This is a genomic window from Pseudaestuariivita atlantica (genome assembly GCF_001205715.1).
Classification (GTDB): Bacteria; Pseudomonadota; Alphaproteobacteria; order Rhodobacterales; family Rhodobacteraceae; genus Pseudaestuariivita; species Pseudaestuariivita atlantica.
Map to the genome: position 1 here is coordinate 1 of NZ_AQQZ01000029.1, position 15,156 is coordinate 15,156.

At 56.9% G+C, this 15,156-nt stretch carries 16 protein-coding genes; 9 read left to right on the forward strand and 7 right to left on the reverse strand.

What is annotated here, in order from left to right; all coding sequences use genetic code 11:
- Nucleotides 1–143: 143 nt before the first annotated feature.
- The 3 genes from ATO11_RS20625 to ATO11_RS20635 all read right to left on the reverse strand — a co-directional run bounded on the left by ATO11_RS20625 (nt 144) and on the right by ATO11_RS20635 (nt 3,286).
- A complete protein-coding gene (locus ATO11_RS20625; protein ID WP_050532802.1) occupies nt 144–1,163 on the reverse strand; it encodes an ATP-binding protein in 1,020 nt (339 codons plus the stop codon).
- 6 nt (nt 1,164–1,169) lie between these two features.
- Nucleotides 1,170–1,988: a hypothetical protein gene (locus tag ATO11_RS20630; RefSeq protein ID WP_050532803.1), complete on the reverse strand. Its 819-nt coding sequence runs from the start codon at nt 1,986–1,988 to the stop codon at nt 1,170–1,172.
- A gap of 413 nt (nt 1,989–2,401) precedes the next feature.
- A complete protein-coding gene (locus tag ATO11_RS20635; RefSeq protein WP_050532804.1) occupies nt 2,402–3,286 on the reverse strand; it encodes an ArdC family protein in 885 nt (294 codons plus the stop codon).
- 484 nt (nt 3,287–3,770) lie between these two features.
- Between ATO11_RS20635 and ATO11_RS20640 the strand changes: the two genes are divergently transcribed.
- Both ATO11_RS20640 and ATO11_RS20645 read left to right on the forward strand, forming a co-directional pair.
- The gene (locus tag ATO11_RS20640) at nt 3,771–4,307 is read left to right on the forward strand and encodes a hypothetical protein (RefSeq protein WP_050532805.1); all 537 of its coding nucleotides are present in this window, start codon (nt 3,771–3,773) and stop codon (nt 4,305–4,307) included.
- Between the two features lie 92 nt (nt 4,308–4,399).
- Nucleotides 4,400–4,738, forward strand: coding sequence for a hypothetical protein (locus ATO11_RS20645; RefSeq protein ID WP_050532806.1), 339 nt, complete (start codon nt 4,400–4,402; stop codon nt 4,736–4,738).
- Here the strand turns inward: ATO11_RS20645 and mobQ are convergent.
- On the reverse strand, nt 4,728–6,011 hold the full coding sequence (gene mobQ / locus ATO11_RS20650; protein WP_050532807.1) for a MobQ family relaxase: 1,284 nt from the start codon (nt 6,009–6,011) through the stop codon (nt 4,728–4,730). The two genes, ATO11_RS20645 and mobQ, sit on opposite strands and share 11 nt — an antisense overlap.
- 626 nt (nt 6,012–6,637) lie before the next feature.
- On the opposite strand from mobQ, the gene ATO11_RS20655 reads away from it, so the two are divergent.
- The 6 genes from ATO11_RS20655 to ATO11_RS21935 all read left to right on the forward strand — a co-directional run bounded on the left by ATO11_RS20655 (nt 6,638) and on the right by ATO11_RS21935 (nt 11,517).
- Nucleotides 6,638–6,928, forward strand: coding sequence for a mobilization protein (locus tag ATO11_RS20655; protein ID WP_242601490.1), 291 nt, complete (start codon nt 6,638–6,640; stop codon nt 6,926–6,928).
- Nucleotides 6,928–8,598, forward strand: coding sequence for a type IV secretory system conjugative DNA transfer family protein (locus ATO11_RS20660; protein ID WP_050532809.1), 1,671 nt, complete (start codon nt 6,928–6,930; stop codon nt 8,596–8,598). Before ATO11_RS20655 ends, ATO11_RS20660 begins: the two co-directional genes overlap by 1 nt.
- 17 nt (nt 8,599–8,615) lie before the next feature.
- The gene (locus ATO11_RS20665) at nt 8,616–9,167 is read left to right on the forward strand and encodes a hypothetical protein (protein WP_050532810.1); all 552 of its coding nucleotides are present in this window, start codon (nt 8,616–8,618) and stop codon (nt 9,165–9,167) included.
- Nucleotides 9,168–9,484: 317 nt separating this feature from the next.
- Nucleotides 9,485–10,474 (forward strand): replication initiator protein A, encoded by a 990-nt coding sequence (locus ATO11_RS20670; protein WP_242601491.1) that lies wholly within the window; start codon nt 9,485–9,487, stop codon nt 10,472–10,474.
- Nucleotides 10,475–10,573: 99 nt separating this feature from the next.
- The gene (locus ATO11_RS20675; RefSeq protein WP_050532811.1) at nt 10,574–11,242 is read left to right on the forward strand and encodes a ParA family protein; all 669 of its coding nucleotides are present in this window, start codon (nt 10,574–10,576) and stop codon (nt 11,240–11,242) included.
- Nucleotides 11,224–11,517 (forward strand): hypothetical protein, encoded by a 294-nt coding sequence (locus tag ATO11_RS21935; RefSeq protein ID WP_134643191.1) that lies wholly within the window; start codon nt 11,224–11,226, stop codon nt 11,515–11,517. Before ATO11_RS20675 ends, ATO11_RS21935 begins: the two co-directional genes overlap by 19 nt.
- An 80-nt stretch (nt 11,518–11,597) precedes the next feature.
- Here the strand turns inward: ATO11_RS21935 and ATO11_RS20680 are convergent, their stop codons facing one another.
- Complete coding sequence (locus tag ATO11_RS20680) at nt 11,598–12,254, reverse strand: MamI family restriction endonuclease (protein ID WP_050532812.1); 657 nt, start codon at nt 12,252–12,254, stop codon at nt 11,598–11,600.
- Nucleotides 12,241–12,459, reverse strand: coding sequence for a helix-turn-helix domain-containing protein (locus tag ATO11_RS21540; RefSeq protein ID WP_082176566.1), 219 nt, complete (start codon nt 12,457–12,459; stop codon nt 12,241–12,243). Before ATO11_RS21540 ends, ATO11_RS20680 begins: the two co-directional genes overlap by 14 nt.
- Nucleotides 12,460–12,544: 85 nt before the next feature.
- Here ATO11_RS21540 and ATO11_RS21545 point away from each other — a divergent pair, with 85 nt between their 5' ends.
- Nucleotides 12,545–14,503: an N-6 DNA methylase gene (locus ATO11_RS21545; protein ID WP_082176567.1), complete on the forward strand. Its 1,959-nt coding sequence runs from the start codon at nt 12,545–12,547 to the stop codon at nt 14,501–14,503.
- Here ATO11_RS21545 and ATO11_RS20685 read toward each other — a convergent pair.
- Nucleotides 14,500–15,039 (reverse strand): recombinase family protein, encoded by a 540-nt coding sequence (locus ATO11_RS20685; protein ID WP_050532813.1) that lies wholly within the window; start codon nt 15,037–15,039, stop codon nt 14,500–14,502. The two genes, ATO11_RS21545 and ATO11_RS20685, sit on opposite strands and share 4 nt — an antisense overlap.
- Between the last annotated feature and the right edge of the window lie 117 nt (nt 15,040–15,156).

Below are 15,156 nucleotides of genomic sequence, written 5' to 3' on the forward strand. Positions count from 1 at the left end.
TCAGCCGTTTGGGCCTCGATCAAGGCTAGAGTTTTTCACCAGCATCGACCGTTTGTGCCGGTCCAGCTATGCCCGCTGTGCGGGACTGAGCTGCCAATTGTCCAGGGGGCTTTTGTGATAGGTCTCAGCCCAAAGTGAAGAGATCAATCATCGAGACCCCGATCTGGATCGAAGTCTATGGACAGCATTTGCGATGCCGTTGACGCAAAGCTTCGGTTCGCTCCTCGTATGGTCTGCGCGGCTTGATGCCCTTCATCCCGAAAGCGTTGCAACTGTTCCCGGAGTTCTGGAAGGCGGTGGGTATTGAGCAACATGCGAACGGCTGTTCCCGGCATGTTGCAGGGCAGTTCGGTCTTGTTTGCTTGGTTTAAAGAAATGGCGGAGTCGCCGCTGCATATCATAAACCGCCCGCCGTTGCGGCAGATGCGATTGGTCATGTAGAGACCGTACCCCGAGTTCTGCCAGACCTCCTGGCCTCGACCAGCTTGCGGGTTTCCCGAGACTCCAGGCATAAGAGCCGTTTGCAGCGCGTCTCTGTTTGTAAGGCCGCGATATGAGGGGTTGTTGGCAAGCCCTTGCTGAATACCGACACCAGCATCTGCGATCCCAACTTCGACTTCATGCCTAGTCGGCCAATGCTGAGCGCACAACAGAACAGCTTCTGCGCCGCTGTGCTCAACCGTGTTGCGGATAATCTCGCGAATTGCGTAGGACAGCGTGTCGAACAGCGGACCGCTGTCTGTTTGCGTCAAGACGCCGGATAGTTCTCGGGCACGAGCCTCGATGATCTCTCCGGGTTCAACCCAAGCAGCGTCAGCCTCTGCCTGTATCTCCGCAACATCGAGACGTGTGATCGGAACGTAGCTGTCGCTGCCGGGAGCTTCTCCGGGTTCATTGCCGTGTCGAAGGCCAAACGACTGAAAGAAGCCAAGGTATGCCGCGTAGGTGTGGTTCTCATGGTTGCGAGCTCTGCATCGCGAGTCTGGCCGCTGATCGCGAAACCTCTTCAATAGGACCGACAGTAACAGCATCGAAAACGGCGGAAACCAGCGGGCGGCGCCAAAGTCGAACTCGTAGAGCTCGTCATCTGGGAGATTGTCGAGGGTCTGCGAGAAGCCAAGCAACGACGCCGGGGTGAGATTATGCGGTATCTCAACAATCATCGGCAGTTAGAACGGGAGGGGCAGCGAGGCCACCCAGTTCTGGATCGCTTGAGCTGCGTTGATCAGTGCAGCTTTCGCAGCTTCGGGGTTTGTAATTCCATAAACGGCACCAAAGGCTGCCCCCGCATCAACTGCGGCGTTGAATCGGTTCTTTATCCAGATGCCGAGTGCTTTGGCGGCCGAGATGAAAAGGTTCTTGCCTCCATCAACGACCTTGAGATCGGGTTCCTCGGAGGTCACCTCCGTTCTAACTACCTCAATAGTCAGTTTGATGTTTTGCCATTCCTCCTTGGAAACAGCCTGAACGACCTCAAGTTCTTCCGGCGGGTTATTGTGCCCCATCATCGGAGGTGCTTGCGTGTTGGCTTGGTCCAAGATCGGTTGGACGAGTGCTTCCAACTCGTCGAGGCGAGCTAAGACTTCGGCACGGGCCTCAGGTTCGTTCGGGACTTCCTCCGGCGTATCAAGCGTAAGCTCTTCTTCTTCGATCTCTTCGTCCGGGTGTTCATAGAAGTCACCGCGAGTCGTCGGAGCCCAATCCAGTGTTCCGTCGCGCTGGATGTGATCAACGGCAAGCATCATAGTGTCGAAGTTCACGGCATCCGAAAAGAAGTCTTGGATCGTCTCATTCGCGTCGAATGGGCCACCCCAAAGGAAAACGTAGCCACCCAAGTCTTTGTTGTAGGGAGTGTCGTTTTGAGGGTCCTCGAAATGATAGTTGAACCAATCGACTATCATGTCGACTTGCTCTTCCGTGCTCATTCCCTTCACGTCGTCCAGCGTGAAACCTTGAAAGTCCCCATAAGATCCAAATGCTTCTGCCATATGCCTGCCGACTGTGTGCCGAAATTAAAGACTAAATCTCAGCGCAATCATTGTTTTTTTGATACTCACAACGCCGAAGAGAGTAGCGGCAATCGAGAAGTAACGTCCAGCGAACGATTCTGGTTTTCTTGAACTTTACATCTCTGCAATGCCCGCTTTTTGCGCATTGCAGCCATTATGCCAACGACCACGTTCGTCACTCTGAGCTATCTCCGGACTTTCTCCGCACCGCAGGATACACAACTTCAAGGCATTTCATGCCAGTCCGCGCGAAGCGCCGGGCCTGTCGGCGGGTGGCCTTCAGGTTGCCCGCCGACAGGTCACCCTAAAACCGCCGCCACCTGGATCACGCTAGAACGCAAAAGGCCCCCGCCTGCTGACGGGGGCCTCGATCATTGCGGCGATGCGGGCTGTTACTCGGCGGCCATCCTGTTGGCCTGCGTGGTGCGGTCCATGATGTAATCCACGGCTTTCTGCGCTTCGGACGCGGCGCGGAAAATCGCGCGGCTATCTTCCTTCATCGCCTCAAGCCATCCTTCGACATAGGCCGCGCTCTGGTCGAATTCAGGCTCCACCCCGATCTGCGCGCAAAGCATGCAGTTGCCAATCTCCGCGACCAGTTCCTCGAACGCGTAGGCCTTGCGGTCGTTGAACCGGCCCAAACGGTCCAGCCGCTTTGTCGCGCCGGTCCAGTGGATTGTCTCATGGGCCAAGGTGCCAAAATACCCTGCCGCCCGATAAAACGTGCCAATCGGCGGCATGTGGATGCGGTCGGTCTTGATGTTGTAATAGGCGCGCGGCTCTTCGGTCACGTCGATCTGCGCGCCGGTCGCGGCAAAGAACGCCTCCAGCTCGGGGTCGGCCACGGTGCCAAGATCACGGGGCGGGTCGGGCAGGATGTAGAACTCGGCAGGCAAGCCCTCGATCTGGTCGGCGTTGAACACGCGGTAAGCCTTGGCATAGGGGATCTGACGTTCCTCGCCGTTCTCGTCCTCGCGCTCGACGGTCCCATACTTCACGACGGTGGCGGATTTCTCGCCCTTTCGAACATGGCCCCCAAGCTGCTTGGCCTGATTGAACGTCATCCATCGGGCTGAACTGTAGTCCTTGGCCATCGCTGTCGCCCAAAGCATCAGGACGTTGATGCCCCGATAGGCCTCGCCGTTGAACCGTTCCGGCAAGCTGACCCCTCCTCCGCCGCCAGTCCACGGTTTACGCCAGGGCGGTGTTCCCGCCTCGATCTGCGCGATGATCTGGTTGGTGACATGGGAATAAACGTCAAACTTCTCTGCGGTCATTTGTGACCCTCCTTCGAGTGACGCGGGCCGGGTCTCTTCCCCTTTCCGCCGATGGGCGGGCCTTCCTTCTCTGTTGTCTGGAATGCCCATGCATTCCGGACGGCAGAGCAGGTAAGGGCAAAGCCCGTCCTGCGGCCTGGCGGGGCCGTGACAACCGGGTGGAGGGCGTGAATTTGGGAGGGAACCGCGCGCCTGCGCGTGGGAGGAACCGGAATTCTCGACCGGAACCGACGCCACCGGCGGCGCTTGCCGGTTTTCTCGGACCCGCCGGGATGGCAGGCGGATCAACAGGATTGGGAAACCGTCAGGGTAGGGGTGAGCGGGCGTCAGCCCGTCGATCCCCTGCCCTGGCTACCACTCAAAGCGAGACCGGCACCCAGCCGGGATCACTGAACTCTATCAGCTTTAAAGGCGTGAACCGAAGCGAAGGGCGGTCATAATCTTTTCAAAGTCTTAGGGTATTGTTCTGGGATAGGAGTTTCAAATGACAGCCGACGTACTAGGGCCAGACAACGCATTTTGGATTGATGGCGAATGGCTTGGTTGGGATAGCATTATCGACCCAGAAGAAACCAAGTACAGCCGTCTCGCTGAACTTGAGCGCGAGGCTGAACTACGCCTGAAGTACCCGAACGCTGATCCAACTTTAGTTCCGTACTTTCAGGACCTGCTGACGCTTGCAGAGGCCTATTTCTGCGATACTGGACAGCACCTCAACGTCTACGGCGACATTGGTGAACTTTTCGGTGCGATCATGTATGGAATCAAACTTCACAAAAACCATGCCCAAGGCTCCGATGGTAGATTGGGAAACGACTTCGTTGAAATCAAAACAATTTCGCCGATCAACAGCAAAGAAAAGACCAGCGTGCGTCTCGACAGGCATTTCAGCAAACTGCTCGTCGTAAAAATTGACGATGACTTTGAAGTTTCGGGACGCCTCGTAAAGCGGGCCAACTTGCCAAAAAGAGCGGGCAACAGTCTCCGGCTATCATGGGCAAACATGCCCGAAGCCAACTGATCTGAAAATGCATACCTCTCCAATAATATACTATTGAACGCATTGCTGAATTCCGCCACACTGAGACATTCTCTCCTTTCTCAGTTTATGCGATGAACCAAACGACTGAACTCGAACTCAACGTGACCACCGAACAAGGCCTTCGGGCGCTTGCCGAGGAGGGGCATACGGTCGAAGTGCTGTGTAAAGCCGATCCTGAACGCAAAGGACCAAGCTGGTACGGTCTATGGATCATGCGGACGGTCGGAAACGATGGACAGGAGAAAATCCTTGTCACAGCCAGGACGCGCGTGACCCAGAATGCGATCAGGGTGCGCGAGTTCAAGACTGCAACGGGCGTTATTTCGTTCCTCGTCGGTATTGGGTTCGCACAGGCGAGCATTCCCATGAAAATCGGGGAAACGACCTCGCATCGCCTCGTCAGTGACTGAGGCCCGGATCACGGTCGATGTCACGATCCTTCTCGACCTCTTGATCCTTCTCCTGGTCGCGCTCGTCCTCGATCTCCAGCTTCTCACGCGGCTTGTTCAGCACGTCCTTCAGACGCTCGTTGACGGAGGGCTTGCGCGCCTGGCGCCCTGTGTCCTCGCCCAGATCGTACTCGCTGTGACCGTCCAGCTTGTGAACCGCCGCCTGGCCGTCTCGCCCGGCGTCCTTCTCCATGATGTCTTTCAGCCGCTCCCGCGCATAATTGCGGCCTTCCGGCTTCGGCGTGTCGTCCTGATCCCGTGACCCGCCCACGACGCGCGCCAGCCGCTCCCGGAAATCCTCAGGGTTGCGGTCGCGATCTTTCGCGGTTGCGGCCCTGAGTGCTGCCAAACCGGCAGAGACACGGCCCTGCCCTTCCTCACGTGCCGTCCCGTAAGTCTCCCGCGCAATGTCCAGGCGTTCGCGCATTTCGCGGAAGGCCGCACGAGCTTGGCGGGCGGCATGGACAACAGTCCCGCGCTCCGTGACGGGGACATATTCCTGGCCCTGGCGCTCGGCCATCGCCTTCGCCCGGCGCTCCATGGAATTGGCCGCCGGTCCCAGCTTCAGCTCCGGATCGCGGGCCAGTTCCTCGGCGGCCAGCTCGTCACCGCGCTCAACTGCTGCCTCGCGCTGCGCTTCGAGCGACCGGTGATCGACGCGCTCCACCTCCCCTGCCCGCTCCAGCGCCCGGTTCTGCAGCTCGGCCCAGAGGCCGCGCATCTGCTCGATCTCGACGCCGCCGGTCTTCGCGGAATCGAGCACGCGCGTCTTGGCGGTGAAGCCGTCCGCTTCGAGCTTGCGGGTCGAAGTCAGGACATGGGCATGGTGGTTCCGCTGATCGCCTTCCCGATGCGGTGCATGGATCGCCACATCGACGGCCACGCCATAGCGGCTGACCAGCTCTTGGGCGAAGTCGCGGGTGATCTGTGACCGGTCCTCAGCGCTGATCTCGGAGGGCAGGGCCAGCTCCCACTCGCGGGCGGTGACGGAGTTGCGGCGGGTCTCGCTGGCCTCGGCCTCGTTCCAGAGGCGGGACCGATCCGTGGCCCAGTCCGGCGCGTCCTTCGGGGTCAGGATGAAGGTCTCCTCGATACCCTGCTTGCGGGTGTAATCGTGGACGCGACCTTCGCGCTGGCACTCGATGCGCTCCCCGACACGGTAGGCCGCGGCTGCCGTGGCAGAGCGCCCGGCGCTGCGTTTGATCGTCTTCACGGAGAGGTGGTAGCTGGCCATGCCCTCTATCCTCGTCCGTGACGTGAACGACGAAAAGGTGCGCCGCTGCTGACCCCCGCCCATGCTCCGACATGGACCATCTGGTCAGCCGTCTTTTCCCCGATGGATCGCGCCCTGCCCCGGCGCGATACGAGTGGAAAAGACAGCCCGGCTGAAGGGGTGCAACGCACGGCTGAGGCGCGGGCTTGCCAGTGAACTGTCCCCATATCCCCAGCCTCATGGGGGGCGGGATATGGGGACAGTTCACTGGCGGTTTGCCCGGGGCAAACCCGGTATCGCGAAGGGGCGTCAGCACCCGGGCGCGATACCTCCCGCAAGGGAGACGCCACCGGCAGACCGGCCCCCACCGTGGGGCATCGGGCGAGACGCTGGCGCGACATTGCGGGACGCAATCCAACTGCCGAAGTTGGCCCTGGAGAGTTTGAGAGGCCGGGAGGGCCTTTCATTCCGACGCGCATCGCGTCGGACGGAGTTCGCCATCGGCTGAGGCCTTGCCTCAACGAGATCGCACGCAAAGCTCGGAACCACAGGTGGAGAGTTTGCATAAGTGCGCCCTTGTCCTTTACAGGCCTACGGGTAAGCGCTATCGCTGGTTGTGGCAAGCCTAACCTTTACACCTGCCCTTTTTGAAGTGGATTCCCGAATTGGCCGAGACTGAGCTTGAACGCGCCGAGAAACGATATGCCCAGGCCAAGGCCCGCCTTCAGGCTCTGAAGAACCGGGAAGCCACCAGACAGCGCAAGCTGGATACACGCCGCAAGGTGATCCTGGGCGGGGCGCTCATGGACCTGGCGGAACGGGATTCCAATGCTGCCGCCGTGCTCGACCGGCTGATCCGCAATCTGTCCCGTGAACAGGATCGCAAAGCCTTCGCAGAATGGGACGCCCCTACCCCTACCGATGAGGGCGCGTCCTGATGCGGAGCGTGATGCTCGTCTTCGGGAGGCTGTTCCGCTTCTTCGGTCGGTTGATCTTCACGCCCATCCTGTTGGGCTGGATGATCGGCGCTGTGCTGTTCGGGGCGATGCTCGGCTCCCTGGTGGCCACGCCGTTCATCTTCGCCTTCTTCGATCAGACGCCCGGCGAAAGCGCCTGGCAATGGCTGGTCTTCGGTCCCTTCATGCTCATAGGCGCTGTCTTCGGCTTCCAGTACTGGCGCATGGCCTCCGGGGCTGATGCCTATTTCGGGCTGACCGGTGACAGCCACGGCTCGGCGCGGTTTGCGAACCGCAAGGAGCTGAAGAAGCTGGAGCGGGGCAAAGGGCAAGAAGATGCCGGTCTTCTGATCGGGCGCAATCCACACACCGGGCGGCTGCTGCGTTATGACGGCCCAGCCCATCTGATCACACTCGCCCCGACACGGGCTGGGAAAGGCGTCGGTACCGTGATCCCAAACCTGCTGGCGACGGAAAGATCGGTCCTGGTGATCGACCCCAAGGGCGAGAATGCCCGGATCGCCGGGGAAGCTCGGCGGCGGATTGGGACGGTCCACGTTCTCGATCCGTTTGAGGTCAGCGGCCACCCCTCCGCCGCCTACAACCCGCTCGACAGGCTGACGCCCGACAGCCTCGATCTAGGCGAGGATGCCGCCTCCCTGACAGAGGCGCTGGTCATGGACCCGCCGGGACAGGTGACGGAAGCACACTGGAACGAGGAGGCCAAGGCGATCCTCGGCGGGCTGATCATGTTCTGCGTCTGCCACGAAGATCGCGACCGCCGGTCCCTCGCCACCGTCCGGGAATATCTCACCCTGCCCCCGGAAAAGCTTCGTGCGCTCTTGGAGCTGATGCAGGACAGCGACGAAGCAGGCGGGCTGATCGCCCGCGCCGCCAACCGCTTCCTCGGCAAGGCAGACCGGGAAGCCGCCTCGGTTCTGTCGAACGCGCAGCGGCATACCCATTTTCTGGACTCGCCCCGGATCGCTAAGTGTCTGGCGCACTCGGACTTCGCCTTCTCCGATCTGCGGCACCGGATCACCTCCGTCTTCCTGGTCCTGCCGCCGAACCGGATGGACGCCTACAGTCGCTGGCTGCGCCTGCTGGTCTCCCAGGCCCTCCAGGACATTGCGCGGGACGCTGAGCGGCCTCAGAGTGCGTCAGAGGGCCGTTCTGAGCGCCTCACGGCCCCTACCCTATTCCTCCTCGATGAATTCGCCGCCCTGGGCCGTCTGGAGGCCGTAGAGCGCGCCATGGGGTTGATGGCAGGTTATGGGCTTCAGCTCTGGCCGATCCTGCAGGACATGAGCCAGCTCAAGGACCTCTATGGCGAGCGCGCTGGCACCTTCATCGCGAATGCCGGAGTGCAACAGGTCTTCGGGGTAAACGACTTTGAGACGGCCAAGTGGCTGAGCCAGATGATTGGCCAGGAAACTGCCGGATTCCAGACTGACAGCTTCAAGCCCGGTGACGGCCCCAGCTTCTCGAACAACCTCACGGGCCGCGATCTTCTGACCCCCGATGAAATCATGCAGCTCCCCCCGGATCGTCAGCTCCTGCGCGTCCAGGGGCAGGCCACCGCCGTCGCGCAAAAGCTGCGCTACTACGCCGACCCTGAATTTGCCGGGCTGTTCATACCTGAAGCCCAATAACCTGAAAGCAATCCGCCATGTCTGACACGCCTGCCTCCCCTGCCCCGCTTTCAGATGATGATTTGCGCGAAACGCTCGATCTACTCGCCACGGCGGTCGCCAGCATCTCGGATCGGGTGGATGATCAGACGCGGGTCCTCGACCGCGTGAACAAGACGGCGACGGAAGCCCGCTCTGCCGCCTTCGCCGCTCAAAAGCAAACCAACCCGGAACACTATGGCGAGATTGTCGGCGCAACCATCGACGGCAGGATTGGCGATACCCTGACCCGCGTTGGCCAGATGGCCGGTGATCTGCTCCGGGCGTCCAACCACACTCAGGAAGCTCTCAAGAAAGCTGAGGATGCCAAGTCGGACACCATGCGTCAGCTCTGGGAACGGGAACAGAAGCTGGATCGCTTCAAAAGCCGTCTTCCATGGTTCGGCCTGGGTGCTGTCGTTCTGGCTCTTGTCCTGACGTTGACGCTTCCTCGTTTCTTAGTCAGCAACGCTTCCATGTGCACTGTCCTCGGAGCGTCCTGGACCACGACAACCACGGGCGTCGATGCCTGCGTGTTTTACCAACGGTGAGCGGTGAAGTGCTGATGTCGGCCAGGTGTGGCTGAGATGCTGTGTGTTATATCTGTGTTATAAAGGGTGTTACGAGAATCGGTGGACTCGCAAGGCGCTGATATTATTCGACAATACTGCGGTGATTTTGGCTGTCGGTGTGTAGAGTATCGAAAATTGGTGGGTAGACTATCGAAGAACGGTGTGTAGAGTATCGAAAAACCTGCCTTCTTGGTGGGCAGACTGTCGAATAATGGTGGGTAGAGTATCGAATAATGGCGAGGCCTCGTAAACGCACTGCATTGCTTCCGCAGCGGCATACAGAGCCGGACCTGTTCGTGTGCGATATCCTCGATGCGACACCGAAGAGCGACCGCGCCTCAATGGAGCATCCGCTCTTTTCCTTGTCGGTCAAAAAGGACATGGCTGCATTTGAGTATGAGCAGGGCAATGTGAAGGTGAAGATCACACCTGCCGCCGAAGAAGGACGCGCCAATGTTTTTGACAGAGACATTCTGATCTATGTGCTTAGTCAGCTCATGGCTGCGAAGAATGAAGGTCAGGAAATTGGACGCCGTGTCCAGATTTCAGCCCATGACCTTCTGAAGGCCACGAACCGTCACACCACGGGCCAGGCTTATGCCACGCTACGTCGTGCTCTCACCCGGCTTCAGTTCACTCAGATAGAAACAAACATCCATGATCATGGTGTTGGGGAGTGGCGCTCGATCTCGTTCATCACGGATGCTCGGATCGTCAAAGAAGACTCCACAGGGCGCTTGCTTAGCGTCGAGCTTGAAATGGGTGATTGGCTGGTAAAAGCCATTGAAAACAAGAATGTGCTTACCCTGCACAAAGCCTACTTTCAGCTTAGGAAGCCACTGGAGCGGCGGCTCTATGAGCTGGCCCGCAAGCATTGCGGCAAGCAGGACGTTTGGCGGATCGGCCTCGATAAGCTCCAGCACAAGACCGGCTCGACCTCCACAGCAAAGGAGTTCAAGCGCCTCGTTAAAGCGATTTGCAAGGCGGACGAAGATCAATCACACATGCCGGATTACTGTTTCAGGCTTCTACACGATGTTCTGGAGGTCACGCCAAAACCCGAGTTTCTGGACGTGTACGGCGACAGTTCTGCAATTGCTTCAGAGGTTACGGTGCGTCTGTCGTCCGATGCTTACGAGAAAGCCCGCGAGGCTGCTCCGACCTGGGACGTGTACTTCCTTGAGCAAGAATGGCGGATGTGGATGAACGACCCGCCGCGCCATCCGGATGCTGCGTTCGTGGGGTTTTGCCGAAAATGGTACGAACGAAAGGGACGCGCTCCATAGCAGATAACCCATATCACTTAACAGTTATCTGATAATAGTTATTAGTTGACAGTTATTGGTTATGAGTTAAGGGTTGCGAAAACAAGAAAGAGGCAGGCGATGACCCAGGTCATAAGCGTAGTGCAAGAAAAGGGTGGAGCGGGCAAAACAACGCTCCTAACAGCAATCGCCAGTCTGATGGTTCAAGACGGTGCCAGGGTCGCTGTGATCGATACTGATCCTCAGCGCCACTTGGAAGCATGGGCCAAGAAAGAACAGACTGATCTTGATTGGCTCTACGAAGAAGACGACGAAAAGCTGATCCCCACCGTCAAAGCTTTGAAGAAGGCTGATCCTACTTACGATGCGATCTTTGTCGATACTGCGGGGTTTAAGTCGGCTATGGCGATGCATGCTATCGCAGCCGCAAATCTGATCTTGATCCCATCGAAAGCCAATGAAGCCGACGCCAAAGGGGCCAAGCGAACGTTTTCGCACGTCCAGAGTGTTGCAGAGACGATGGAGAAGGAGATTCCGGCGCTAGTGGTCATGATGGATGTGGATACGCAGACCAACATCACACAGGCTATCGTTGATGCACTCGACGCACAGAACGTTCCGCGCCTCAATGCTATGTGCGCCCATCGAACGGGCTTCAAGGAAATGACTTCTACAGGCCAGGCTCCGCAGGGATCGGCGCGGCGGTCGGCTCAGTCGGTGCTTGCAGATTTGCAGGGTAGGGGTCTCTTGGGTTTCTATAGGAGCGGGTCATGGCCAAAGTCAGCGTAAACCTTGACGACGATCTGGATGCGGATGACAGCTCGAAGAAATTGAAGGCAATGACGGCACCTTTGCCGAGTGTGAGCAGGGCCAAATCTTCCGCATTAAAGGATGCACCACGCGTCCAGTTCTCGTTCACGAATGTACCACAGCCCATAAAGGAAGCCTTCGCGGCTGAAGCGAACAAGCGCGGCATCACAAAAAAAGAACTTCTATATCATTGCCTTAGAGCTGGAGGGATTGATGTTCCTGAAGCCACAGAAATCGATGGTCGAAGAAGATAACAGTTAACAGTTATCGCTTATTCTTATTGCCCTGAACTTCACTGAAAGTGCTTTTCCAACCAGGACGAAGCCAGGTTGAGTCAGAGCATCGTGGCCTCTGTATGAACACAGAGGCCGTTCAACATCACATCATAATCATAGCTCTTCAAAGTGAACTTTTCTTGCTCGCGCTCGGCGCAAAAGAGAATTGGGTAAGTTAAGTTTCCAAACGTGTTTCTGATATCGTTCGTATCTTTTCCTCTAGGGGGATGGAGTTGAAAGTTGGTACTCTTTATCCGTCCATCGGCACGGGCTTCGTACCACCCCGAGCACATGTCCCTAAAGATTGGATCGACTTGCGGACGCACCGTCCAAATTCGGCACCGATGCTTGCCTAGTGCTGAGACATCCCACAGAACAAAAAACAGAAAAGGCATTGTATCAAGGTAGTCAAGGCTATCTGAGTGACTTGCATGCGTGCCTGCCTTGATGACGCCATTAAATCTGGGTGTATCGATTGCTTCCCAAGTGTTGGCACCCTTCACATCCGAACCGTCATCCAGATCGGCACCCTTCTTGCGCTCCAACCCCTTAATCCCGGTCAGTACACTTACTAATATTTGTGACCATCCCCTGGTATCCATTGGAACAGGGTGTCCGGTTTCCTGTGCGATTTTCGAAACCGAGAAAAACGCGTCATAGTGCTCGTTGAGCAGATAAAGTGATTGCTCGATTCTTTGCTTTTCATCGCTGTTCATATTTTTTCATCAATTCACTCAGCGGTAACCCCAGGCCATGTGCCGTCGCTTCAAGCGCTACAAACGAAACCTTTACTTCGCCGCGCTCGATTTCGCCTATGTGGGTTCTGGATAAGCCTGCCAACTCAGCAAGGGCTTCTTGCGATAGCCCTCGCTGCTCCCGCTCTGTTCGTATGATGTCCCCAAGTATTTGTAAGTTCGACATTTTTGAATGTTTGCCTTGGTGACGAAAAATGAGCTACAAGCTATAGACATCAATACTGATTGTAATCAGAAAGAGGCGAGCGCTGATGCTGGACATGTTGAAGAGGGCGGACACACCTTACCTGAAGATTTACGAAGCACTTCAGGAGGTTAGGGAGACCTTTCATCGGGAGGGCCGTATCAGCGATGCAAACGCGAAGCTTGATGAAACCGTCAAGCTTCTGGCAGTCCATTATGCTCACATGAAAGGCATAGTGGACAGCGCTAACTTTCAAGCGCTGTACGATCGAAAGACCTTCACTGTTCAGGCTTTGAACGAGCTTTTCAGGACAGCTGCGGAGCACGACGCATTTAGACGAGAAGGGATGGGTTCGATTTTCGGTTCGACGCCTTCGATTGCATTCGAAGAAGGTGATGAGAACATCGCATACGAGTTATTCCAAGCCTCAGGTCGGGCATTCGACGCACAAAGCTCTAAAGAACATCAGCTCGACATCCTAAATGAAGCCTTCGGTCATCACATTAGAGATAATTTCCGCAGTCATGTTGAAGATGCACAATACATGACTCCACCCGAAGTCGTGGACTTCATGGTCGATCTTGCTCTCGAAACACTCGAACCAAGCCAACTTGATGGCAACCTAATCGTTGCAGACCCTTCGTGTGGCGTTGGTTCATTTCTCACATCTTGGAGGTCTAGGTTTGAGGAGAAGTACGGCAAAGAAGCGGGAGCACGCCTCAACTGTGTCGGCCAAGACAAAGTTGATCGGATGGTGCGGCTTGCAGCGGTCAACCTAGTCTTTTCTGAAAGCAGCGCCGATGATGTTTTCATGGGCAATACCGTTCAAGATGACACACCAATCAGCAAATTTGACGGCAAAGTCGATCTGATCCTTACGAATCCACCGTTTGGCGCTCGTTTTCCCGTGGAAGTTCTACAGCGGACCAGCCGGTCCAGCACTCCGTTCTTTGCAAAGAGCCTATCCACTTCGAAAGTCATCGATTCCGAGCTTTTGTTCATAGACAGGTATCTTAGCCTGTTGAGACCTGGAGGACTTTGTCTCGCTGTTGTTCCAGACGGCGTGGTTTCGGCCAAAGGCATAGCAGCCGTATTGCGCCAACATCTGTCGCGATCAGCTGAGCTTGTTTGTGTCATAGAGCTACCTCCAGTGACTTTCGCGCAAGCTGGGACGAGAACAAAGACAGCGGTGCTCGGGTTTCGCAAGAAGGCTCCTCAACAGAGCTATGCAACCTTCTTTGCTGAGGTGAACGACCTCGGCTTTCAGGTTTCGAAGCGCAAGGGGGTAACCGTAAAAAAGATCGAAGGGATGAACGAGCTTCCGTCTGTGTTTGAAGCTTTTGCCAATCGCGACGATACGACGACAAGTAACGGACCTGCGCGTGCTGTCTGGAGAGATCTGAATCCTTCAGCGTGTGACGCCTGGACTCCTAGGACAATGCTGTTTGATCGGGCAGCGCTTGAGTCTAGGTCACCGTTCCCGCTTAAACCACTAAGTGAACTTGCAAGCTCTCCGCAAAAAAGAAGAGCGGCAGCCTATACCGAGGAGCACTATTTTATCAGTGTGCTTCATGTGATTGGTGACGGGATACTCGATATCCCTGGGATCAAGTCATACCAACCGATCACACCAGGGATACCCGTAGAGCCTGGAGAGGTGATCCTCTCACGCATCAATCCGCGCATCCCGAGAGTTGCCGTTGTTCCTGATTTGGGAAGAAAACTGCTCTGCTCTTCGGAGTATGAGGTCATTCGACCCAAAGAAGGAGTCTCACCTTATCTAATATCTTTCCTGCTGCTGAGTCCGTTTGTCCAAGAGCAGGTGCAATCTCTTACTGCCGGTACATCTGCATCACACAGCCGTATCAAGCCCAAGAAAGTTTATGATGTCCTTCTTCCGAATATCACGAATGACGTTTCTGCAGATGTGCTCTCTCAGATCAAAAAATATGAAGACGCATGCAAGCTTATGACCTCATCGCTTATCGCCATAGAGGACATACGAACTACCCTCGAAGGCTTCTAAGCTCGCCGCACTGTTCGCTCGCTCACCTTGAACAACCGCGCGATCTCCGCGATAGCGCGGCGTTCATCGTCTCTCATACGCCGCACCTCATCTTTCTGAGCGGCTGACAGGGCAGGGGGCCTGCCTCCGATCCGGCCTCGCTTGCGAGCTGAAGCCAAACCTTCTCTGGTGCGCTCCGAAATCCGCTCTCGCTCAAACTGGGCAATGGACGCGAAGACATGAAACACCAAGCGGCCTGCCGGCGTTGTCGTATCGATGTCTTCGGCCAGGGACCGGAAGCCGGCACCACGTTCCCGGATCACCTCTACGATCTCCAAGAGGTCCTTCAGAGACCGCGCCAGGCGGTCATACTTCGTGACCGTCACAACGTCGCCGTCGCGGAGCTGCTCCAGCATTCTGTCCAGTTCCGGGCGGGCGCGCCTCGATCCGCTGATCTTGTCTGCGAAAACCTTCTCGGCATCGGCTGCCGCAAGAGCATCCGTCTGTGAATCCAGACTCTGGTCGTCAGTGCTGACGCGGGCATATCCAATGATCATGCCTCACTGTGACAAAAACCTGCCAAAACCGCAAAGGTTTTGCCGGGGGTTTTTGGCCTGGCTAAGCGGTTGATCTTGGATAGGGTAGGGCACTCGGACAAAAACGACCGATTTAGG

Bases quoted from the DNA above. Each gene is read 5' to 3' on its own strand.
- ATO11_RS20625 (WP_050532802.1), bottom strand. From the start codon at position 1,163: ATGATTGTTGAGATACCGCATAATCTCACCCCGGCGTCGTTGCTTGGC.
- ATO11_RS20680 (WP_050532812.1), bottom strand. From the start codon at position 12,254: ATGAACAGCGATGAAAAGCAAAGAATCGAGCAATCACTTTATCTGCTC.
- ATO11_RS20685 (WP_050532813.1), bottom strand. From the start codon at position 15,039: ATGATCATTGGATATGCCCGCGTCAGCACTGACGACCAGAGTCTGGAT.
- ATO11_RS20630 (WP_050532803.1), bottom strand. From the start codon at position 1,988: ATGGCAGAAGCATTTGGATCTTATGGGGACTTTCAAGGTTTCACGCTG.
- ATO11_RS20665 (WP_050532810.1), top strand. From the start codon at position 8,616: ATGTCTGACACGCCTGCCTCCCCTGCCCCGCTTTCAGATGATGATTTG.
- ATO11_RS20660 (WP_050532809.1), top strand. From the start codon at position 6,928: ATGCGGAGCGTGATGCTCGTCTTCGGGAGGCTGTTCCGCTTCTTCGGT.
- ATO11_RS21545 (WP_082176567.1), top strand. From the start codon at position 12,545: ATGCTGGACATGTTGAAGAGGGCGGACACACCTTACCTGAAGATTTAC.
- ATO11_RS20640 (WP_050532805.1), top strand. From the start codon at position 3,771: ATGACAGCCGACGTACTAGGGCCAGACAACGCATTTTGGATTGATGGC.
- ATO11_RS20645 (WP_050532806.1), top strand. From the start codon at position 4,400: ATGAACCAAACGACTGAACTCGAACTCAACGTGACCACCGAACAAGGC.
- ATO11_RS20675 (WP_050532811.1), top strand. From the start codon at position 10,574: ATGACCCAGGTCATAAGCGTAGTGCAAGAAAAGGGTGGAGCGGGCAAA.
- ATO11_RS20635 (WP_050532804.1), bottom strand. From the start codon at position 3,286: ATGACCGCAGAGAAGTTTGACGTTTATTCCCATGTCACCAACCAGATC.
- mobQ (WP_050532807.1), bottom strand. From the start codon at position 6,011: ATGGCCAGCTACCACCTCTCCGTGAAGACGATCAAACGCAGCGCCGGG.
- ATO11_RS21540 (WP_082176566.1), bottom strand. From the start codon at position 12,459: ATGTCGAACTTACAAATACTTGGGGACATCATACGAACAGAGCGGGAG.
- ATO11_RS21935 (WP_134643191.1), top strand. From the start codon at position 11,224: ATGGCCAAAGTCAGCGTAAACCTTGACGACGATCTGGATGCGGATGAC.